This is a genomic window from Devosia faecipullorum (genome assembly GCF_015158295.1).
In the GTDB taxonomy this organism is placed as follows: domain Bacteria; phylum Pseudomonadota; class Alphaproteobacteria; order Rhizobiales; family Devosiaceae; genus Devosia; species Devosia faecipullorum.
Genome location: NZ_JACDXV010000008.1, coordinates 89,787 through 111,686 on the forward strand (window position 1 = coordinate 89,787; position 21,900 = coordinate 111,686).

General features: G+C 62.7%; 19 protein-coding genes. 8 read left to right on the plus strand and 11 right to left on the minus strand.

Annotation, left to right across the window (positions count from 1 at the left end; genetic code table 11):
- The first annotated feature begins 13 nt into the window (after positions 1-13).
- Positions 14-1,276, plus strand: coding sequence for an MFS transporter (locus H0482_RS15085; RefSeq protein ID WP_193730887.1), 1,263 nt, complete (start codon positions 14-16; stop codon positions 1,274-1,276).
- Between the two features lie 48 nt (positions 1,277-1,324).
- Here H0482_RS15085 and rsmA read toward each other — a convergent pair whose 3' ends face one another.
- The 5 genes from rsmA to H0482_RS15110 form a co-directional block, all read right to left on the minus strand.
- Complete coding sequence (rsmA, locus tag H0482_RS15090; protein WP_193730888.1) at positions 1,325-2,173, minus strand: 16S rRNA (adenine(1518)-N(6)/adenine(1519)-N(6))-dimethyltransferase RsmA; 849 nt, start codon at positions 2,171-2,173, stop codon at positions 1,325-1,327.
- A complete protein-coding gene (gene pdxA / locus H0482_RS15095) occupies positions 2,170-3,159 on the minus strand; it encodes a 4-hydroxythreonine-4-phosphate dehydrogenase PdxA (RefSeq protein ID WP_193730889.1) in 990 nt (329 codons plus the stop codon). The genes rsmA and pdxA overlap by 4 nt, the downstream gene beginning before the upstream one ends.
- A gap of 84 nt (positions 3,160-3,243) precedes the next feature.
- A complete protein-coding gene (locus H0482_RS15100) occupies positions 3,244-4,131 on the minus strand; it encodes a peptidylprolyl isomerase (protein ID WP_193730890.1) in 888 nt (295 codons plus the stop codon).
- 103 nt (positions 4,132-4,234) lie between these two features.
- A complete protein-coding gene (locus H0482_RS15105) occupies positions 4,235-5,308 on the minus strand; it encodes an LptF/LptG family permease (protein WP_193730891.1) in 1,074 nt (357 codons plus the stop codon).
- On the minus strand, positions 5,305-6,375 hold the full coding sequence (locus tag H0482_RS15110; RefSeq protein WP_193730892.1) for an LptF/LptG family permease: 1,071 nt from the start codon (positions 6,373-6,375) through the stop codon (positions 5,305-5,307). Before H0482_RS15110 ends, H0482_RS15105 begins: the two co-directional genes overlap by 4 nt.
- A 137-nt stretch (positions 6,376-6,512) precedes the next feature.
- Between H0482_RS15110 and H0482_RS15115 the strand changes: the two genes are divergently transcribed.
- Entirely contained in the window at positions 6,513-6,980 is a 468-nt protein-coding gene (locus H0482_RS15115; RefSeq protein ID WP_193730893.1) for a DNA polymerase III subunit chi, read from the plus strand.
- The gene (locus H0482_RS15120) at positions 6,977-7,594 is read left to right on the plus strand and encodes a YitT family protein (RefSeq protein ID WP_193730894.1); all 618 of its coding nucleotides are present in this window, start codon (positions 6,977-6,979) and stop codon (positions 7,592-7,594) included. The genes H0482_RS15115 and H0482_RS15120 overlap by 4 nt, the downstream gene beginning before the upstream one ends.
- A gap of 18 nt (positions 7,595-7,612) precedes the next feature.
- Here the strand turns inward: H0482_RS15120 and H0482_RS15125 are convergent, their stop codons facing one another.
- From H0482_RS15125 to H0482_RS15140, 4 genes are all read right to left on the minus strand, one after another.
- Positions 7,613-8,434: a DUF4344 domain-containing metallopeptidase gene (locus tag H0482_RS15125; protein WP_193730895.1), complete on the minus strand. Its 822-nt coding sequence runs from the start codon at positions 8,432-8,434 to the stop codon at positions 7,613-7,615.
- A gap of 44 nt (positions 8,435-8,478) precedes the next feature.
- Positions 8,479-9,288 carry a DUF4344 domain-containing metallopeptidase gene (locus H0482_RS15130; RefSeq protein ID WP_193730896.1) on the minus strand — a complete coding sequence of 270 codons (810 nt, stop codon included), beginning with the start codon at positions 9,286-9,288 and terminating at the stop codon, positions 8,479-8,481.
- Between the two features lie 121 nt (positions 9,289-9,409).
- Positions 9,410-11,278: an ABC-F family ATP-binding cassette domain-containing protein gene (locus H0482_RS15135; protein WP_193730897.1), complete on the minus strand. Its 1,869-nt coding sequence runs from the start codon at positions 11,276-11,278 to the stop codon at positions 9,410-9,412.
- A gap of 174 nt (positions 11,279-11,452) precedes the next feature.
- Entirely contained in the window at positions 11,453-12,598 is a 1,146-nt protein-coding gene (locus H0482_RS15140) for a hypothetical protein (protein WP_193730898.1), read from the minus strand.
- A 278-nt stretch (positions 12,599-12,876) separates the two neighbouring features.
- On the opposite strand from H0482_RS15140, the gene ndk reads away from it, so the two are divergent.
- Together ndk and H0482_RS15150 are read left to right on the plus strand one after the other, a co-directional pair.
- Positions 12,877-13,299: a nucleoside-diphosphate kinase gene (ndk, locus tag H0482_RS15145; RefSeq protein ID WP_193730899.1), complete on the plus strand. Its 423-nt coding sequence runs from the start codon at positions 12,877-12,879 to the stop codon at positions 13,297-13,299.
- A 281-nt stretch (positions 13,300-13,580) separates the two neighbouring features.
- Positions 13,581-15,479: a DEAD/DEAH box helicase gene (locus H0482_RS15150; RefSeq protein WP_193730916.1), complete on the plus strand. Its 1,899-nt coding sequence runs from the start codon at positions 13,581-13,583 to the stop codon at positions 15,477-15,479.
- A gap of 27 nt (positions 15,480-15,506) precedes the next feature.
- Here the strand turns inward: H0482_RS15150 and H0482_RS15155 are convergent, their stop codons facing one another.
- A complete protein-coding gene (locus H0482_RS15155; protein ID WP_193730900.1) occupies positions 15,507-16,718 on the minus strand; it encodes an MFS transporter in 1,212 nt (403 codons plus the stop codon).
- Between the two features lie 307 nt (positions 16,719-17,025).
- Here H0482_RS15155 and H0482_RS15160 point away from each other — a divergent pair, with 307 nt between their 5' ends.
- Together H0482_RS15160 and H0482_RS15165 are read left to right on the plus strand one after the other, a co-directional pair.
- Complete coding sequence (locus tag H0482_RS15160) at positions 17,026-17,643, plus strand: hypothetical protein (RefSeq protein ID WP_193730901.1); 618 nt, start codon at positions 17,026-17,028, stop codon at positions 17,641-17,643.
- Positions 17,644-17,730: 87 nt separating this feature from the next.
- Positions 17,731-19,824: a molybdopterin-containing oxidoreductase family protein gene (locus H0482_RS15165; protein WP_193730902.1), complete on the plus strand. Its 2,094-nt coding sequence runs from the start codon at positions 17,731-17,733 to the stop codon at positions 19,822-19,824.
- A gap of 20 nt (positions 19,825-19,844) precedes the next feature.
- On the opposite strand, the gene H0482_RS15170 is transcribed toward H0482_RS15165, so the two are convergent.
- Positions 19,845-20,612 carry a sulfite exporter TauE/SafE family protein gene (locus H0482_RS15170; protein ID WP_193730903.1) on the minus strand — a complete coding sequence of 256 codons (768 nt, stop codon included), beginning with the start codon at positions 20,610-20,612 and terminating at the stop codon, positions 19,845-19,847.
- A gap of 280 nt (positions 20,613-20,892) precedes the next feature.
- Between H0482_RS15170 and H0482_RS15175 the strand changes: the two genes are divergently transcribed.
- Positions 20,893-21,333: a glyoxalase superfamily protein gene (locus tag H0482_RS15175; protein ID WP_193730904.1), complete on the plus strand. Its 441-nt coding sequence runs from the start codon at positions 20,893-20,895 to the stop codon at positions 21,331-21,333.
- Positions 21,334-21,900 lie beyond the last annotated feature (567 nt).

Genomic DNA, 21,900 nt, shown 5'->3' on the forward strand with positions numbered 1-21,900 from the left:
GCGTGTTGAATCAATGGCTGAAGGTGGGGACATAACGCCAAGCGCTGCTGCCCCGGCCGCCATCCGCCGCGGTACGCCCGAATTCCTGCGCGCTAATATCGCTTTCTTTCTCGCCGCTTTTTCCGTTTTCGCTTCGCTCTATTCGGTGCAGCCGCTCCTGCCCATGTTCGCCCAATATTGGGTGCGCGACGCGGGCACGGCCTCGCTGGCCCTCTCCGCCACCACCGCCACCATGGCCATGGCGCTCATCCCGGCCAGCCTGCTCGCCGACCGCCTGGGCCGCCGCACCCTCATCGTCGGCGCGCTGCTGATCACTGCGGCGCTGGGATGCCTCCTGCCGTTCACCCAGGTCTGGTGGGAATTGATCACGCTGCGCACGCTCATGGGCGTGTCGCTGGCCGGCATTCCCGCCGTCGCCATGGTCTATCTCTCCGAGGAGATGGACCCCGATGCCCTAGGCTTTTCCATGGGTCTTTATATCGGTGGCACCGCCATTGGCGGCATGGCCGGGCGCGTTCTCTCGGGCGTCCTCTCCGATCTTTTGGGCTGGCGCCTCGGTACCGGTATTCTTGCTGTTCTCATCCTGCTGGCCGCCCTTGCGGTGGCCGTGCTCCTGCCGCGCCCCCGCCATTTTCTGCGCGATCCGATCAGGCTGCCCGAGCTCTGGCGCCGTTGCCGAGCCAGCTTCGATGATGCCGCCCTGCCGTGGCTTTTTGCTGCATCGTTCCTGCTCATGGGCGGCTTCGTCACGCTCTACAACTATGCCGGCTTTCGTCTGGCCCTGCCGCCCTACGATCTCAGCCATTCGGCCATCGCCTCGATTTTCCTGGTTTATTTGCTGGGCAGCGTCAGTTCGACCTGGGCCGGTGGCCTGTCGCAGCGACTTGGCCGCCGCAAGGTATTCTGGGCGCTGGTGGCCATCATGGGCATCGGCATGGCCATTACCCTCATTCCTTCGACCTTCGCCATCATTTCGGGACTTGCCATCGCCACGATCGGCTTCTTCGCCGCCCATGGCATTGCCAGCGCCTGGGTGACGCGGCGCGCACTTGTCGGCAAGGCGCAGGCGTCGGCCATCTATCTCGTCACCTATTACCTGGGCGCCTCGATCCTCGGCACTTTGGGCGGCTATGCCTGGACGGCCTGGGCTTGGCCCGGTGTAATGGTGGTCTGTGGCGGCGCGGCATTCCTCGCCTTGCTCGTGGCCATCCGGCTTGCCTTCATCGCGCCGCTGTCCATGCCGGAAAAGCCCGCCACACCGCCTGCAGCGGCCTAGGACGGACTTTCAGATTGTCCCGGGCAATGGACGACGCATATGAGGCCGTCAGCCCTGCCTCAAACCCGGAAGAGCCCGCGCCATGGCCAGGAATGCCTCGATGGGCAGCTCTTCGGCCCGCTCGTCGCCTTTGAGCCCCGCCGCCGCCAATAATCCCTCGGCCGGCACGCCCAGCGCTTTCAGCGATTGCCGCACCATCTTGCGCCGCTGTCCGAAGGCGGCTTTCGTGACCTGCTCGACCAGCTTTACCGGCAGTCCCGCCTCCACCGGCTTGGGCACGATATGCACCACGGCGGAGGTGACATTGGGCGGCGGCACGAAGGCTTGCCGCCCCACATTGAAGGCGATCCGCGCTTCGCTGCGCCATCCGGCCAACACGCCCAGCCGCCCATAGGCGTCATCGCCGGGCCGGGCCACGATCCGCTCGGCGACCTCCCGCTGGAACATCAGCGTCATGCTCTCGAAGAAAGGCGGCCAGGGCTCCATGGTCAGCCAGCCGGTCAGCAATTGCGTGCCGATATTATAGGGCAGGTTAGCCACCAGTCGCGTCGGCCCGTCCGCCAATGTGCGGTAGTCGATCTCCATGGCATCGCCGCCGATCACGGTCAGCCGTCCGGGATAGGCCTCGGCCACTTCAGCCAGGGCGGGCAGCGCCCTTGCGTCACGCTCGATGGCGATGACTTCTTTCGCGCCCTCGGCCAGCAAGGCCCGCGTCAGCCCGCCGGGGCCGGGCCCAACCTCGATCACCCGCACCCCCTCCAGCGAACCGCCCACCCGGGCAATGCGCGCCGTCAGGTTAAGGTCGAGCAGGAAATTCTGCCCCAATTCCTTCTTGGCCCGCAGGCCGTGCGTGGCGATCACCTCGCGCAGCGGAGGAAGCTTGTCGATCTGGCTCATGGCAGTCTCGTGCTCATTGTGTCGGCCATGGCGATGGCGGCGGCGAAGCTCGATGGCGATGCCTTGCCCGTCCCGGCCAGCCCGAAGGCGGTGCCATGATCCGGCGAGGTCCGCACGATGGGCAGGCCCAGCGTGACATTGACTCCAGCATCGAAGGCGACGGTCTTGATCGGGATCAGCGCCTGATCGTGATACATGGCCAGCACCGCATCATATTGCCGCCAATGCGGCGGGAAAAACAACGTGTCGGCGGGCAGGGGGCCGATGGCGTCGATCCCGGCGGCCCGCGCCTCGGCAATGGCCGGAGCGATGATCTCTACGTCCTCGCGCCCGATAGCGCCGTCCTCGCCCGCATGTGGATTGAGGCCGGCCACCGCGATGCGCGGCGTCTCGATGCCGAAATGCTGCCGCAGGTCGTGCGCCATCACCCCCAGCGTTTCGACGATCAGGCCATGCGTCACCAGACGGGGCACGTCCTTGAGCGGCACATGGATGGTCAGCGGCACGGTGCGCAAATCGTCATGGGCCAGCATCATCACCGGCAATCTTGCGCCGCACAATTCCGCCAGGAATTCGGTATGGCCCGGATGCTGGAATCCGCCCTGATAGAGCGCCGCCTTGTGGATCGGGGCCGTCACCAAGGCCCGGCACCGGCCTGCCCGAACGGCGGCGACTGCCTGCGCGATGGCGCCGATCACGACCGGCGCCGACGCCTCCCGGGCCTCGCCGGGCTGATCCTCGACAATGCCCTCGATGTGAATGACCGGCAGCGCCGATGCGAACAGGCCGGAAGCGTCCTCGGGGTTCGCCGGGCGCACGGCAATATCGAGCCCCAGCCGCCTGGCGCGATCCGCCAGAAATCCGGCATGCCCGAAGACCGAGAAGGCCGGCAGATCGCGCGCGACCCGTTCCGCATAAAGCCGGAGCAGCAGGTCCGGCCCGATCCCGGCCGGCTCGCCCATCGTGACGGCCAAAGGCGTGGTCATGCTGCCCCCAAAAGCGAAAGCAGCCGCAGGATTTGCGGCTGCCGGTCTATTGATGCATGGGCGAAATTGCCCCGTCCCGCACGATCAGCGGAAAATCTTGGCGTTGGCGCGCAGTCGGTCCATATAGGCCTTCACTTCGCGCTCATAGGCGCCGCTGCCGGCCTGGTCGCGCAATCCGCCCTTCACGAAGGTCAGATCCTGCGCCTGCACCTTCTCGCAGACCGCGAGCATGGACAGGCCCGCCTCGGTGGCGCGCGGCTTGGTGATGCCGCCCACATTGAGGCCCGCCAGTTCCTTGGCGATGGCTTCGGGCAATTGGGTGGCGTGGCGGCGGCCGACATCGACAACAGCGACATCGGTAAAGGTAAGCGACAATTGCACCGCGCTGTCGCAGCCGGCGAAATTGGCGCGGTAATTGTTGGCCTGGCCCGAGCGGCCGCCGCCGCCGATAAAGGTCACTTCCTTGAGGATATAGTCGAAATTCTGGTAATCGGCGACCTTCTGGGCGGCCTGCTGATCCAGTTCGAGTTCGGAAATCTGCACATTCGGCATCACCACCGACTCGGCAACCGCATTCCAGGCGATGGCGGCGCGCAGGCGCGCCTGCAAGGTTTCCGAACCGACACCGCCCTCCTGCAACATCGATTGCAGGCGGTCACGGCTGACATTGAGATTGCGGGCAATCTGGAGGAATGCCGCATCGACCTGGGCGTTGGACACGGTGATGCCCAGCCGCTTGGCTTCCTGGTTCTGGATGGCTTCAGTGATCAACTGCTCCAGCGCGCCGTTGCGGCCGGTATTGTTGCCTTCCATGCGGAACAGGCGCATGCGCTGGTCCACCTGCACGTCGCTGATCGGCTCGCCGTTGACGGTCGCCACCGTAGCCGCCTGCGCGGGTATGGTCGCGGCATTCGCCACACCGAAGGCGATGAACAGGGCGGCGGCGAGGCGCCGGAAATCTGCAAATGTCATGATCGGGTCCGCTCGTTTCGTAACGCCTTCAATGCGGCGTCCGGTCCTTGCTGTCAATTGGTTGAGGAATACGGCCAAAATCCGAACCGGCTATTGGCATCGCTCAAATTCGTCCATCCTCCTTGCGGAGCAACACGCTCAGTCCGATCACGATTGCGACAATGGCCGGCGCGACGGCGGCAAAAAGCGGATGAAGCACCCCCGTCGATCCTGCCCGGTCGGCCATTTCGGTGATGACGAACACGACGAAACCGAGCACCACCCCGTAAAGCACTGCCGGTCCCATCTGGCTTCTGCGGCTATAGCCGGCGGTGAAGGCGAAGGCGATCAGGAGCGAGCCGGTGAGCACCAGCGGCAATGCCAATAGCTTGATCAGCCGCATGGTAGTGGCGGCGCGGATTTCGGGATCGGATACGCCGTTTCGCAACAATTCTGCCAGTTCGAAAAAGGTCAGGTCTTCGGTGGAGGCCGTCCGCAGCTTGATTTCGGCCAGCGAGGAGCTTGTCGGTATTCTGACATTGAAGACGCGCTGCGGCGGCGCATCGGCTCGGCGGGACGTGGCGACCGGCATGTGCCAGAAGCCGTTTTCCAGAATGGCTTCCTCGGCAGACAGCCGTGGCGTCTCGCGGGCGTCGAGGAAAAACACGGTGACATCGGCCAGCGATGCCCCGCCCGGTGCCATGCCGCGCGCCATCAGCACGTAATGATCCTCGCCGCTGCGCTGCTCAAGCCAGATTTCGCCTGCCGGCGTCAACTGCGTCGCCTGGCCCGGCGGCGTGGGGCTGAGTTCGCGGTTGATCTGCGTACTGATGGTCTCGGCGCCCAGCGCGATCAGGAAACTGATCAGCACCAGCGCGGCCACCGGCCCGCGCAGCACCCGCCAGATCGACATGCCGCTGGCCTTGATGACGGTCAGTTCATGGCGCGCCTTGAGATCGGCCAGACCCAGAATGCCGCCCATCAGCACCGTCACCGGCAGCGTCTTGATGGTCCAGCGCACGGCGCTCATCGCCACCATCAGGATCGCCGTCGGCAATCCCTTCTGCTCGGCGACATAGTTGAAACGCCAGGTGTCCAGCGATTCCACCAGCGCGATCAGTCCATAGAAAATCAGCACGGTAATCAGCACACGGCCGCCGATCCGCCCCAGAACCAGAAGATCGATGCGGTTGATCATGTTGCCGCCGCGACTTGTGGGCGGCGCGGCCAAAGGCGCACGGCCAGCAGAACCGCGGAGAGCCCGATCAGGACCACGGCCCCGGTGCCGACGCCGAGCGGGCTATAGGAACCGATGCCGCGCTCGATGAAGGCCACCACCATGACCACGGCCTCCAGCGGCAGCCGGACGCGCGCCCGCCGCCCGCTGGGGAAACCGGCGATGGCGAGGACGAAGAGGCAGAGGCCGATCACCCGCAAGGCCTCGGCGGAGCGGTCAAGCAGGCGGCTGATCACCGCGTCGGACCATTGCCCGGTTTCGAGAGCCTCACCAATCAGGGTGAAACTATCCTTCTCCGCCAGCGGATCGCCACGCACTCCCGGCTGGCTCAGGCTTTCCACATTGACGTCATAGCGGGCGAAGCGGATTTCCGAATAGCGGCCATCGGCGGCCAGATATTGCAGCGTGCCGTCGCGCAATTCGAGAATATAATCGTCGTTCAGCGCCATGACCCGGGCGGATTTGGCGATATAGGTGCGGCGCGTTTCAGGGTCTCGTCGGTCATCGGCGAAAAATTCGGTGATCTCCCCGCCATCGGCGCGCCCGCCGATCATCATCACCACGCCCGGCGTTGCCTGGGTGAAGCGGTTGGGTTTCAGCGTCGAACTCACCAGGTCCGCCGCGATTGCCGCGGACAGGACGTTGAGCTGCCGATTGGCGAGCGGTTCGGCCACATGCACCAGCAGCAATGCGAACAGCGACGCCACGCTGGTCGTCGCCAGCGTCGCCCGCCATAGCCCGGCCAGGCCATTGCTGGTGTGGATGATATGCAGTTCGTGGCTGTTTTGCAGCGCCGACAGCGCCCGCACCATGCCGATGCCCACGCAGATATAGAAAAACGACAAGGCCAACGGCGGCATGGTGTAGAGCGCCTGAACCGCCAGAGTGCCGAAATCCTGCCCCTTGACGGACACCACTTCGAATGAGCGCAGGCAATTGACCAGCCATAGCAGAACGCACACGATGCCGAACAGGATCACCGCGTCGGTCGCAAACAGGCGCGTCAGATAGGCAGTGAGTTTTCTCATCGAGTTTCGTCAGGGTCGAACCGCGCGTCACCTTGGGGTAGTTCGCGCGGCGAAACAATGGCGCAGCGCGCTTTTGGTCCGGGGGTGGGCGACAAAGCGGCTAGGCGAACCACCCTTCGCGGCGATAAGCTCCGCCCATGGCCGATATCCTTTTTTACCACCTCGAAACGCGCTCCCTGGATTCGGTCTTGCCGCTTTTGCTGGAAAAGACGGTTGAGCGGGGCTGGCGCGCCGTGGTGGAAATCGGCTCGCGCGAGCGGGCCGAGGCGCTGGACAGCCATCTTTGGACGTTTCGGGACGATTCCTTCCTGCCCCACGGCATGGATGGGGAGGACAGTGACGCGCACCAGCCCGTGCTCCTCACCACCGGGTCGAACAATGCCAACGGCGCCAATGTGCGTTTCTTCGTCGATCGCGCCGTGCCCCAATCCGCCGATGGCTATGACAGGCTGGTCTATCTGTTCTCCGGTCACGATCCCGATGCCCTGGCCGAAGCGCGTCTGGCCTGGCGGGCACTGAAAGATGCAGGCCATCCGCTCACCTATTGGCAGCAGGAAGACAGCGGGCGCTGGATCGAAAAAGCCAAGGCAAACGCGCCATCATGACCCAGGACCTGTCCTCGCCCAGTCATCACAAATGGTATGAGGACATCTTCGCCATCTTCATCGGCACCACGCTGGTATCGCTCGGCATCGCCTTTTACGCCGAGGCGCAATTGACCACCGGCAGCACCGCCGGCCTGGCGCTGCTACTGCAATATGCCACCGGCATTCCCTTCGGCTGGCTGTTCTTTGCCGTCAATCTGCCGTTTTACGGTCTGGCCTTCCTGCGCATGGGTTGGCCCTTCGCCCTCAAGACCATGGCCAGCGTGGGCATCGTGTCCTTCTTTGCCGGCAGGTTCCCGATCTGGATCGGCATCGACGCCATCGATCCGCTCTTCGCGGCGCTGGTGGGGGGCGGGCTGATCGGGCTGGGCATACTGTCGCTGTTCCGCCACAAGGCCAGCGTTGGCGGCATCAATATCCTGGCGCTGTTTCTTCAGGACAATTTCGGCATCCGCGCCGGCTATTTCCAGCTCGGCGTGGATGCGCTCATCCTCATCGCCGCCTTCTTCATCCTGCCGCTGGACAAGGTGGCCTATTCGGTGGCCGGCGCGCTGGTGCTCAACATGATCGTCGCGCTCAACCACCGCCCCGGCCGCTATGTCGGCTTCAGCTGAGCCGGCAATTGCGCGGTCTCAGTTCGCCGTGTCGCCCCAGCCCATGATGTCGTAGAGATACATGTAGACCATGTGCTCGGCCATTTCGTAGCAATAGATCACTTCGCTTTCGCTCGGGTCGTAGAAGGCATTGGCTTCGCCGCACTGGGTGGCGCGAAAGGTCACCGGTCCCGGCAGCGCGAAGCTGGCCGCCACTGTGCCGGCAGCATATTCCATGATGCCATATTGCTTCAGCGCTTCGGCATATTCCTCGTAATCGCCTGCATCCTCGTAGATGACCTCGATGTCGGAGATTTCGTCCTCCCCGGTCAGATGGGGCTCCAGCAGCCGCATCCATGAGGTGAAGGTCTGATCATAGATATCGGAACAGTTCTCCTGCTGGTCCGGGTCGATTTCATAGGCATCGGCGGTGTCCCCGAAGATGTCGGCGTCCTTGCCCACCATCATGCAGACCATGGCATAGGCCCGCTGGATGTCGAGGCTATGGTCCGAATAATAGGAAAACTCGTCCACCCCCGATCCGGTGGAATTGACTGCGTTGAAATACCAGCCATCCGCCGCATCGATCAGCGCGTCATAGCTGTCCTCGCTCTCGTCGAATTCCAGCAGCCAGATGGTTGCCAGCGCGTCCACGGCATCTTCTTCCTTGCCCAGGACCGGCAATTCAAGCTCGCCCACCAGCATGTGGCCGATCTCGTGATACATGGTGAAGGCGGCATCGTGCATGGCGAAAGCCATGGCGGCGGCCAGGATGTCGTCTTCGCTGTCCTCGGCGACAGCGCCCCCGGCCATGAGGCCGAGCCAAAGCGAGGCGGCCAATGCCGCAACAATAGTCTTCATCGATTGCCCCCCGCGGCAGGGGGCGTTCCCGCTGCCGCAAAAAATCAGTTCCTCGGCCGCGTGCGCGCCGGCAAATCGTCCACATAGACGTTCAGGAAATCCTCGACCAGTTCGTAGCAGAAGATCACTTCGGCCGCGTCGGGGTCGTAAAACGCATTGGGCTCACCACAGCCGCGCGCCGTGAATTTCACCCTTCCATCGAGCTTGTAGCCCCGGCGCACTTCTTCGGCGACATCGTCGAAAATGCCGCTCTGGCGCAAGATCCGCTCCGCCAGCCGCAGCCGCCGCCCGCCGTCATGATAATGCACGTCCACCTTGGTGCCGCTGCCGGCATTGTCCAGCAGGGCGCGGAGCGAACGGTCCACCACGCCATAGTCGAAATGACAGCTGCGCTGGCGGTCGGGCTCCAGCGAAAACGCATTGGCCACGGGCCGGAAGGCCGACCGGTCGGCGCCCACCATCAGGCAGACGATCTGCAGGGAGCGAAAACGGTCGGGCGTATAGCCGAAGGCGTAATCGTCTTCGTCATAATTGTCGCCATAGAGCATGCCGGTCATCTTCCAGCCCTTGGCGGCGTCCTCCAGCGTCCTGTTGGCGTCCGGTGTGCCCTTTTGCAGCAGCAGCCAGGTGGCGATATTGTCCGCGGCATCCTCTTCGCGCCCCAGCATGGGCAGCTTGAGCTTGTCGATCAGCAGGTGGCCGACTTCGTGATAAAGCGTGAACAGGCTGTTATTGATCGCAAAGCGCAGTGTTTCGGCGCGCTGGGCCTTGGTGAGGCCGGAAAGCATATCGGCCTGGGCGGGAACGGCGCCGAGCCCGACAAGCAGCACGATCAACAGCAGCAGGCGGCCCATCTTACCCTCACGCGCATTCCCGGCCACAAGAGGGCAAGCGGCCTTTTCTGTCAACGATCTCACGCTGCGACGTGGTGAGTGCTTCCGGAGCGGAGGGGAAAAGAGCGGCCAGACAGGCCGCCTAAGCCCGTTCCGCTTCCTCAAGCTCCGTGCTCAATTCCAGCCATTGCTCCTCGATGGCTGCGAGATCGGCGCTGAACCGTGCCTTGTCCTTGCCCAGCGCGATCATGCGGTCCGGCGGTCCGTTATAGACCTTGGGGTCGTTCAGCTGCGCCTCGATCTTGTCGATCTCAGTCTTCAGCCGGCCCATTTTGGTTTCCGCATCGGCGACCGATTTCTTCAGCGGCGCCAGTTCGGCCCGGCGTGCAGCCGCTTCCTGCTTGCTCGCCTTGCGCGCACCGGCTCCGCCCGCGCCGCCCTTGCCCTCCTTGGAGGAAGTGATGTTGCGCTGGTAGGAATCGAGGTCTTCGTCCAGTTCGCGGATCGTGCCGCCCTCGGCGATCCACAGGACATCGCAGGTCGCCTCGATCAGGTGCCGGTCATGGCTGATGATCAGCACCGCGCCCTCGTAGTCGTTGAGCGCATGCACCAGCGCGTCGCGGCTATCGATGTCCAGATGGTTGGTAGGCTCGTCGAGGATCATCATCGAGGGGCCGGAAAAGGTGATCAGCCCCATCAGAAGCCGCGCCCTTTCGCCGCCCGAGAGGTTCTTGGCCTTGGTATCCATGCGGCTGGTGGTCAGCCCCATCTGCGCCAGCCGGCTCCGCCGCTTCGCTTCGTTTTCCAGCGGCATCAGCGGGGTAACATGCTCGAGCGGGGTTTCCTCGGGCCGCAGCTTGTCCATCTGGTGCTGGGCGAAATGCGCGATATCGAGCTTCTTGTTGATCTTGAGACTGCCGTCGATCACCGGAATGTCGCCGGCCAGCAGCTTGGCGAAGGTGGATTTGCCATTGCCGTTGACCCCGATCAACGCGATGCGCGCATCCGGGTCGATGCGCTGGGTGACATTGCGCAGGATGATCTTGTCGCCATAGCCGGTGGCCACCTTGTCCAGAGTGATCATCGGCGTGGGCAGGTCCACCTTGGGCTGCTGGAACTGAAACGGGGCGGCGTGTTCGTCGAACATGGCCTCGGGCGGACGCAGCTTTTCGATCATCTTGACGCGGGCCTGCGCCTGCTTGGCCTTGGTGGCCTTGGCCTTGAAGCGATCCACGAACTTTTGCAGATGCGCGATCTGGTCCAGCGTCTTTTCGCGGCTCTTGTTATTGAGCTCCATCTGCATGCGGCGGGTATTTTCGAACGTGTCGTAATTGCCCTTGTAAAAGGTCAACTTGCGATGCTCGAGATGCACGATGGAATTGACCGCCTTGTTGAGCAGGTCGCGGTCGTGGCTGATCAGGAAGACGGTATAGGGATAGGTGGCGAGGTATTTTTCCAGCCACAGCGTGCCTTCGAGGTCGAGATAGTTGGTCGGCTCGTCCAGCAGCAGCAGGTCGGGCTGGCTGAACAGCACCGCCGCCAGCGCCACGCGCATGCGCCAGCCGCCGGATAGCTCGTGCGTCGGCGCATTCTGCCGGTCCTGCTCGAAGCCCAGCCCCTTGAGGATCGATGAAGCGCGCGCTTCGGCTGTGTGTGCATCGATGTCGGCCAGCCGCGTATAAATCTCGCCGATCCGGTCGGGATCGGTGGCGGTTTCGGCTTCAGCCATCAGCGCCGTGCGCTCCTTGTCGGCGGCCAGAACCACCTCCAGCACCGTCTCGTCGCCAGCCGGGGCCTCCTGCGCCACCGCGCCGATCCGGGCTTTCTTGTTGACTTCGATGGAGCCGCTATCGGCCCCGATATAGCCCTGGATGAGATTGAACAGCGTGGTCTTGCCGGTGCCGTTCTTGCCGACAAACCCGGCCTTGGCATTGTCCGGCAACACGAAAGACGCGTCTTCCAGCAACACGCGGCCCTGAATGCGATAGGTCAGATTATTGATGTTCAACATGGCAATCGATTAATCCGCTGGCGTGGCCCCCGCGCGCGCCGATTGGGGCAGGGACGCATGAAACGCGCCAAACGCGCGAAACTCTTTGCCGCCCGAATTAGGGATTCCCGGCCGAGAAGGCAATGCGCGTCATGCTGTCGCCGAAATGGCCGCAGCCTGAGGGTGGCCGATCGGTCACTCCTCGCGCCAGCTTTGGCGGAAGTCCTCGTCGATCAGCAAATCCTGCTGGGGCAGGGGTGCCAGCTCGGTGCGCCGGTCTTTCCAATTGGTATTGATCGCCCGGAAATGACGATAGAAGATCGCCGCGTCCCGCGTCTTCGAGAAGGACGGCCGGTTCTCGATCCAGTGCATATAGGGATGTACCTTGAGGTTCTTCACCCAGGCGCGTTTGGGGTCGAGAATCCATTTCTTCGGCCCCGACAGCGCCAGCTTGGGATCGGCGAGATAGTGCGAATAGTCGCGGTGATCGCCAAAAGGCGTGTCTGCCCCGTCCGGCACCACTTCGATATAGCGCCCCTGCATCACGATCAGTCCCGAAGGCGTTTGCTCGACGGCCTCGTAGATGCTGGCTTTGCCGGAGGTCGTGACCAATTCGTCCACGTCGCAGTTCAGCACGCCCACGCTTTCCATCCCATAACGGCGCAGCGCGACGCTCATCGACCCCACTTGCAGGAACTGGGTATAGAAGGGATTGAGCCTGATGGCCGGGTCCGGCGCGCCATAGAGATAGGGCCAGCTGTGAACCGCGACTTTGGCGATGCCTTGGGCCGCGATCGTGGCGGCGATCTCGTCGGTTTCGTAACGTGTCGAGCCATTGTCGAAGAACACGATGGCGTCGGTGCCATGCTCCTTGGCGTGGAAACGCGCCCATTCGGCGATCCAGAGCAGATCGTTGTTCTTGCTCATGGTGAAGGCGAGCCGCCGCCCGGCGAAATCCTCGATATGCGATGGCTGGATCGGCAGCAGGAAGCTTTGCCCGTCCGATAGCGACACGCGGATCGTGTCGACTTCAGCCGGAACCCCCGTCAATTGCGTGATCATCACCGATACCGAACCGTGGTGGCGGGCCGTCAGCGGGATTTCGCCGGGCAGGCCGACAATGCGGGCCGATTTTTGCGCCTTTTCGAATCCATGCGGCGGTGGTCCGACCAGGAGCACGTCGCGCCCCGAGCGGAAGCAATCGTAAAAGAGCAGCAGCGCATCGTAATTATCGTGGAATGCCTGCGGCCGCGTCCTGCCCTGTGCACGTGGCTGACGGCGAAAAGCCCCGCCTGCATCCAGGAATGCGGCGGAATTGGCATGGTGCATCTCGGCGTTCATCTTGGGGTCTTGGCCCTCTGGTCCGGTGTCATTGCCGTCTCTAGAGTATCGTGCAGAAAAGTGGAATCCGGTTTTCTGCAAAAGCGATGCGATAACAAAAAGATAGAGCGGCACTCTGCGTTCAATAGAACGCACGCCGTCTCTAGACAGGCTCGGCCGACTTCTCAACATTTTGCGCGATGGACGCAATGGTGCGTTGCTCTGCGCTGTCTTGCGCCCTGCGCGCTCTCCCGTTACAAGGCCCCACCTTTTCCAAGCAAATGCAGGACATGACCGCCATGGCGATCGAACGCACCTTCTCCATCATCAAGCCCGATGCCGTCCGCCGTAATCTGATCGGCAAGATCATCGCCAAGTTCGAAGAGAACGGCCTGCGCCCGATCGCCCTCAAGAAGATCCACATGACCCGCGCTCAGGCCGAAGGCTTCTACGCGGTCCACAAGGAACGCCCCTTCTTCGGTGAACTGGTCGAGCAGATGATCGCTTCCCCGGTCGTCGTGCAGGTTCTCGAAGGCGAAAACGCCATTCTCAAGAACCGCGAAATCATGGGCGCCACCAATCCGGCCAATGCCGATGAAGGCACCATCCGCAAGCTGTTCGCTCTGTCGGTCGGTGAAAATTCGGTCCACGGTTCGGATGCTCCCGAAACCGCTGCCGAAGAAATCAAGTTCTTCTTCTCGGATGAAGAGCTCGTTGGGTGAGACCCGGCGGCTGGCATTAGCCGGCCGACAAATCGCTCCGGTGGAGCGATTTGAGGGACGAACGCCCTGAGTCTTGCGAAAGGCCGGGACGATGCTCCCACAAATAAAACACCAGGCCGCCCGCCGGGCGGCCTTTTTGCTTGTTCGTGCTATAGTGCCGAACGCTGGTCCTCCGCCATGATGGCCAGGGCCCCATTGATGAACACCATTTTTATGTCGGAGCATCCCGGATGAACGGGGGACACGGCACCCATGGTGTATCCCGCTCCGAAAGTACGACATTGTCCCTGCCTGAAAATATCTCCCCACCGATTGCCCGCGCCCTTGAGGCCAAAGGCTATGAGACCCTTACCCCGGTCCAGTCCGCCATTCTGGAAGACCATACCGAGGGCCGTGACCTGCTCGTCTCAGCCCAGACCGGCTCGGGCAAGACCGTAGCCTTCGGCATGGCCATTGCTCCGACTCTGCTTGGCGACGATCTCATTCTGCCCCCGCCCGGCGCGCCGCTTGCTCTGGTCATTGCCCCGACGCGCGAACTGGCCATGCAGGTGCGCCGCGAGCTTGACTGGCTCTATGCCGAGATGCATGCCCAGACCGCCGCCGGTGTCGGCGGCATGGATCAGCGTACAGAGCGCCGTGCGCTGGAGCGGGGCGCCCATATCGTCGTCGGCACGCCCGGCCGCCTGCGCGACCACATCACCCGCGGCGCGCTCGATATGTCTGCCCTGCGCGCCGTCGTCCTCGACGAAGCCGATGAAATGCTCGATCTCGGTTTCCGCGAAGATCTCGAATTCATCCTCGACGCCGCGCCCGAGGATCGGCGCACCTTGCTCTTTTCCGCCACGGTGCCGCGCCCCATCGCCGATCTGGCCAAGACCTTCCAGCGCGATGCCCTGCGCATCACCGCGGCCAGCGCCGGCCAGCAGCATGCCGATATCGACTACAAGCTGATGGCTGTTCCCGCCGCCGAGCGCGAAAATGCCGTCATCAACACGCTGCTCTGGTACGAGAGCACCAATACCATCGTCTTCGCCTCCACCCGCGAGGCGGTGAAGCATCTGTCGGCGCGCCTGCACAATCGCGGCTTCGACGTCGTGACCCTCTCGGGCGAACTGACCCAGGCCGAACGCACCAATGCGCTGCAATCCATGCGCGATGGGCGCGCCCGCATCTGCGTCGCCACCGACGTGGCCGCGCGCGGCATCGATCTGCCCAATCTCGATCTGGTCATCCATGCCGATCTGCCGATGAATGCCGAGACCTTGCTGCATCGCTCGGGCCGCACCGGACGGGCAGGGCGCAAGGGCACATGCGTCGTCATCGCTCCCGCCCACCGCAAGCGCGTCGCGCTCTCCATTCTGCGCACCGCGAAAATCGAGGCGGAGATGATCGCGCCGCCTTCCGCCGAGGCCATCGATGCGCGTTATCGCGAGCAGATTCTGGACAATCCCCTGCTTGGCGTGTCCATCACCGAGGACGAGCAGGCAAGTGTGAGCAGTCTGTTAGCGAAATGGTCTCCAGAAGCGATTGCAGCAGCATATTTTCGCATGCAAATCGCAAACCGGCCCATTCCTGAAGACGTTTCTGCGGTTGAATTGGAAGCCGAGCGCACGCCCCGCACTCGTGAGGCTTTTGCAGGGGGTTCCTGGTTCAAGGTCAATCTTGGCCGCAAGCAACGCGCCGAGCCGCGCTGGCTTTTGCCCATGATTTGCAAGGCCGGCGGGGTCAGCAAGGCCGCCGTGGGCTCGATCCGTATTTTCGATACCGAAACCCATTTCGAGGTCGCCGCCGACAAGGTGGATTCCTTCCTCCGCTCGGTCGGCAAGAACGGCACCGGCGAACGGGGCGTCCACATTTCGTCCATCGATGGCCCCGGCGAACGGCAGGAACGCCCGCAATCCCGGCGTCGTCCGCCCGGCCCCCCGGAGAAATACGATCCACTGGCGCCGCGCCCCGAGCGCGCCGACCGCAAGCAGCGCTATGGTTCATCCAATCTGCGTCCCGATGATTTTGAGCGGCCCGCCGAGCCGTCCGAAAAGCCGGTGAAAGCGGCAAAGCCCGTCGCCAAAGACAAGGGCAAGCCGAAATGGTCCCAGCCCGTCGCCGAAGGCGAGCCCCGCCCGGCCAAGAAGAAGGCGGCCAAGCCCAAGGACCACAAGAAGCGCCGCGCCGACGACTGATCCAGCCAAGCCGTTCCGGTTTTCCGGTCAGGCCGGGTCGGCTTGGATTCGTCCCAGCCGGCCCACATTGCCCAAGGCCATGATCGCGGCGCCAAGGATGGCAATGGCCGCCGCAATCGCCAGGGCGAAACGATAATCGCCATTGGCGGCCAGCAGGCCGAACCCGGCCGCGCCCAAGAGGTTTGCGGCGATCGCCACTACATCCATCAGCGACGTCGAGAGCCCGACCCGGCCTTTGATGGCGTCCTGCACATAGGCGATGTTGACGCTCATCAGCGCCGCAGTGCCCAATCCGTTCAGCACCAATAGCCAGAACAAGTCGCTCACGCTGGTGAGCATGCTGGCAAGGCTGATGAACAGCGCCATGACCAGTCCTGCTGCGGCCAGCAGGGTTTCCTTTGTCAGCCGCGTCGTCAAATAGGCCAGCAGCAGCATGAACGGGGCCTCGATTGCCGCCGTGATGCCGGCGTAAAGCCCCACATCGGTCAGTGACCCGCCGAGGTCGGTGACGATGAACAGGGCGATGGTCAGGGTCAGAATCCGCATCGCTCCGGTCATCACCACGAGCCCTGTCAGCCCGGCCAGCGTGCCGGGACGCAAGGCGAATGACGAAAAGCGTGAGGCGCCCTCAAGGCGCGGCGGCGGCGCGATCTGCACGGCTGTCGCCTTGTCGCCGATGAGCAACAGGAAAATCGCGGCGACCCCGGCATAGCTCAGCGCGGACGCGAGATAGACGTTGAAAATACTGAATTCCGCCGCCACCCAGCCGGCCAGCGGCGGCACGACGATCCAGGCCAGCGTGAAGACGGTGCGCAGGACCGTCACCATAAAATCGGCGCGCTGGGGCATGTGCTTGACGTAGTAGACCCGCACATAGCCGAAACATTGCCCATAGCACGCCCCCGCGACGGGCATGATCAGGGCCATGGAAATGATGAAGCTCATCGCATTCGGCCACAGATAGATCAGGCCATGGGCCAGCATGCCGGCCAGTGCGGTAAGCAGAACGAGCAGTCTCCGGTCGGGCAGTTTGTCCGAGAGATAGCCGAGCCCCAGTGACACGAACGTGCCCAGGATCGAGCCTGCCGCCATGACGCTAGCGAAGAAGGCCGGCGACAGGCCCAGCGCATCCACGCCCACCAGCGAGGCATAGGGGATGGTGGCGGCATAGGTGACGCCCGAGAAGAACATGTTCATCCCGAACAGCGCCGTCACCGGCAAACGTGGCTTTGTCGTCATCCGCCCCTCCCAGCGGAGCGCAGAGCTACAGGGCCGGCGGCAATGTGTCCATTAAATCGTTTTCGGTGATCTGAGAAAAATGACGATCAGCGAATTTTTCTGAATTATTCCTGCTTTTTCAATTTGTTATCGGCTGTATCCGACTCAACTCGCAAGCTTGCTGACTCTTTGCATTAAATCGCTCAAGCCGAGGTCTGGCCCACTTATGGCAAAATTGTGAATAGCCAAATCGCCGCGATGTACCCCCTTATGGCTCATCAGCTTTGCCGAACTTGCGTCGCCGGCCTGCACCCTGGAGAGAACAAGAGTGCCTTTGCGTTGGCAGGAAGTGGCTTTGCCGCTGTTTACGATCACCTTTCTTATCATTCTAAAACACGTGCCGCTCACCGCGCATTTGCCGCTCGCCCGTGCCGCTGGCATCGTCGCATTCGGCTATGCGGCGTTTCTGGCGCTGCGCCTCGTGCAGCCGGAGGAGGGGTTCATCATCGAAGGCGGCTGGGCCGAATTGCGGCCGTCTCTCGTGGAATATTTCGCCTGCTACGGTTCGGCGGCCCTAGCGTCTGTCCTGCTCTTTGCCGTCATCGTCATGGGCAGCATTGCCGATACGACCCAGCTGATCGCCACCTACATAGCGGTGCTCACTCTGGCGGCGGGGTCGGTGTCCATCGGCATGCTCGGCCTGTTCACCCACACCCGCTGGGACCACCGGCAGATTGCCCATCGGTCTTTGACGGGCCGAGAGACAGTTCTGAACTGGGCCGACATTCATGCCGTTCGACCCAATTGGCGCGGCATAACCATCAGCGCCGCCAATGGCCGCATCACCTTCTCGCAATTTCACGGCGGCGCGGCGCAATTGGCCAAACATGCCGCAACCCGCGCCCGACGCAACGCGGAAAGTGCCACCAAGGCATTTGCCGCCTAGACGCGCGCGGCGCCATCATTCCGCTTGATCCGGGTCATAACCACAATGCGTTTGCCGCCCTGATCCAGCTGAAATAGCGTCGCCGCCATGAACGCACCGGTTTCCAAGCATACGATCCGCTCCGTCTGTCCGCATGACTGCCCGTCCGTCTGCGCGCTGGATGTCGATATTTTGGCCGATGGTTCGGTCGGCCGTGTCCGCGGGGCCAAGGACGATCCCTACACGGCGGGCGTGATCTGCGAGAAGGTCGCGCGCTATGCCGAGCGCATCCAACATCCCGAGCGACTGCTGCACCCGATGCGCCGCGCCGGCCCCAAAGGTTCGGGTCAATGGCAGGCCATTTCCTGGGACGAGGCGCTGAACGAGATTGCGACCCGCTTTCTCGAGGTCGAAACCAGATCCGGTCCTGAATCGGTCTGGCCCTATTTTTACGCCGGCACTATGGGCCATGTGCATCGCGACGGTATCGAACGCCTGCGCGCCGTGCGCGGCTATTCCCACCAATATGACACCATTTGCGTGGGGCTCTCCTGGCCCGGCTACATCGCCGGCACCGGCCTTCTTGGTGGCGTCAACCCCGAGCAGATGGCGGAAGCCGATTGCGTCGTCATCTGGGGCACCAATGCGGTGCATACCCAGGTCAATGTCATGACCCACGCCATGCGCGCCCGCAAAATCCGCGGCGCGAAAATCGTGGTCATCGACATCTACCGCAATGCGACTATGGAACAGGCAGATATGGGCCTGGTCCTGCGTCCTGGCACCGATGGCGCGCTGGCCGTTGCGGTCATGCATGTACTGTTGCGCGACAATCTCGCCGACCGCCGCTACATGGCGAAATACACCGATTTCTCTCCCGAATTTGAATCTCACCTTCAAACCCGGACACCGGAATGGGCTTCGGCGATCACCGGCCTGTCCGTGGCGGAGATCGAAGCCTTCGCCCATTTGGTCGGCAAGACGCCGCGCAGCTTCTTCCGCCTCGGCTACGGCTTTTCCCGCCAGCGCAACGGCTCCACCGCTGTTCATGCTGTGCTCTGCATTCCCGCCATGACCGGAGCCTGGCAGCATCGGGGCGGCGGGGCCTTCCACTCCAATTCCGGCACCTGGGCCCTCGACAAATCCCGTCTCGAGGGCGTCCATCTGCAAAAGGGCAATCCCCGCCTGCTCGACATGTCCGAGATCGGCCCGATCCTCACCGGCGATGCCGGGGCGCTCCAGGGCGGCAAGCCGGTTCACGCCATGATCGTGCAGAACACCAATCCGGCGGCGGTCGCTCCCGATCAGGCGCTGGTCCGGCAGGGGCTGATGCGAGAGGATCTGTTCCTCGTCGTGCATGAGCAATTCATGACCGAAACGGCGGAATTGGCCGACATCGTGCTGCCTGCGACCATGTTCCTCGAACACAATGACTATTACACGCGGGGCGGTCATACCCGTATTCTCTATGGACCGGCCGTGGTCGAAGCGCCGGGCGAGGCCCGCTCCAACCACGAGGTCATCAACGCCATCGCCCTGCGCCTCGGCAGCGATGATCCGGTGTTCCACGCCAGCGACAGAGACGTGGTGGCCGACACCTTCGCCCGTTCCAACTATCCGGCGCTGGACGAGGTGGAAAAGACCGGTTTCATCGATCGCGAGCGTCCTGATGACGTCGCCCGCTTCGCCAATGGCTTCGGCTGGCCCGATGGTCGCTTCCGCTTCCAGCCCAACTGGCAGGAGGTCGCGGATCGCAAGGGCTATCGCTGGACCTGCGACCCCGTCGCAATGCCGCGTTTTGCCGACCATTGGGCCATCAACGAGGCGGCGGATGACGAGCATCCCTTCAAGCTCGCCACCTCGCCAGCACGTGCTTTTCTCAATTCGAGCTTCAACCAGACGCCGGGCAGCCTCAAGCGCGAGGGCGAGCCATCGGTTTTCATCCATCCGCAAGATGCCGTTCGTATCGGCCTTGCTGACGGCGATGCCGTCATCCTTGGCAATCGCCGCGGTCAGGTCGAACTCACCGCCCGACTTTTCGATGGGCTGCGCACCGGCGTTCTCATCGCCGAGGGCCTACATCGCAACAAGGCGCATCGCGGGGGAAGGGGCATCAACATGCTCACCAATGCCAGTCCCGCCCCGCCATTTGGCGGCGCGGCCTTCCACGACGCGGCTGTCTGGATCAGGAAGGCCGGCTAAGGCCCCGATCTGGGCCCGGCTCAGGCGAAATAGGCCACCCAGAAGAAATAGCCGGTCATGCCGATGCCATAGACGATGACCCCGATTCGGATCCACAGCGACGGGATGAAACGGGCCAGCCGCGCCGCCACATAGCCGCCAATGGTCACCCCCACCAGTGCGATGGAGCCGTGATACCAGTCGATGCTGCCGTCAAAGGCAAAACGCAGCACTGCGACCAGGGCGACGATCGAAGAGATGTAGAGCTTGAGCCCATTCATCGCATGAATGTCGGTCATCCCGGCCATCGCGAGGAAAGCCAGCAGCAGGATTCCCAGCCCGGCATTGAAGAACCCGCCATAGACGCAGACCGCAGCCAGCAGCACCAGCAAGAGTGCGGCGCCAAGCGTCTTCATGCCGCGCCTTTCGCCGCTCCGCGCCTTGATCGCCGTGTTGATCCTGTTGCCGAAGATGAATAGGGCTACTGCAAAGCCCATTAACCAGGGCACGACCATGGAGAAGAGCTCGTCCGACACCACCAGCAGCAATTCGGCGCCAATATAGCCGAACAGCGCCGACACGATCCCGTAAACGATCAGTCGATCCTTGTAAGGCGCCATGGCTTTCCAATAGCCGGTGGCGCCGCTGACATAGCCGGGCAGGGCGGCATAGGTATTGGAGGCATTGGCCAGGACCGGGGGAACGCCGGAAAACAGCAGTGCTGGAAAGACGATGAAAGAGCCGCCGCCCGCGAGTGAATTGAGCGCGCCGCCCAATAGGCCCGCGAGGAACAATAATAGCTCGGTCATGGTTTTTCTCCGTATCAACCCGTTCCTAGCCGCAAGCCGGGCCGATCGCTAACACAATTGTCTGATCACCCCATCACTGCAAGTGATCGGGTCAGACTTGACTCGCTCTCCAATCGAGCCCATTTCTGCCACTGGTTGCTGGCGCCTGCCGCCCGCGGATCGCAAGATCCATGGTGAAGTCCAGCCTTTTTATGGTCCCTTCGGTTGTTTTCTCCCAAGGCGCATCATGGCAATGCGGGCACCCATGCAAGACGTCGCCTCCTTTCTGGAGAGACCCGATATGTCTTTTTCGCTCGATACCCCTTCCGTCACCAGTCTGAAATCCGAGGCGAAACAATTGCGCGAAGATCGCGTACGCCTGGGCCAGCCAATCACCCATGGCGCTGCACTCGAGGAAATTGCCCGCGCCCACGGCTATCGCGATTGGAACACTGCCCGCGCAGCGCTGCCGGAGCGTGTCGCCGTCCCCTTTCAAGTCGGCATGCGGGTCAAAGGCTTCTACCTCGAGCAGAGCTTCACTGGCCTGCTGATCGGCGTCCAAATGTCGGGCAATCGTGAGTACTTCACCGTCACCGTGCAGTTCGACGGGCCCGTCAATGTCACCCCGACCTTCATGTTCGCGGCACTGCGCCACCGCGTCACCGCCACGATCGACAGTCGCGGCATATCTCCCGCCCTGCGCGGCAACGGCCAGCCCCAGATGCGGCTGACGCCCGCCTGACGACATTACACCAACAGCGCCGCTCACCACCGCATGTGCGGCACTGCTCATTTTAGAACATTTTGATGAAAATGGCGGAGAGGAAGGGAATTTCCTCATCCATCCCGAAAGTCCAGCAATTCTGGGCCACTCGGCTCATCGCTGCGGCACGTTTTGTAGCACGATACTGTAACACTGCAAAGGTCGCTGTGAAGGGCGGCGTGGGTTTCGGTTGCCATATAAGAGACATGGAAGCACTCAGGTACGACTAGGTTCGAACCTATTGGTCGAAACGATCCCGACCATTTCTGGACCATATAAGACGCAACCGACTGTCCGCCCAGGGACGCCGTCTCTCTCGCCAGTGCCGCCCGATCCGTTTGGCCGGTACCTACACTAAAGCACATCACCACATTCGTAACACTAGGGCTACCCGGAGCGGAGCCCGAGAGAAAACCCATGTGTCCGTCGTCAGATCATTTGGCGCAGTTTGGGTCTTGGATTAGCGGAGTATCGGCCTCGTCTTTGGGTTGATGTTATGCGGCGAGCTTGCGGTGCTGCAAGCGCCGATGCTGGATGGTTTGTCGT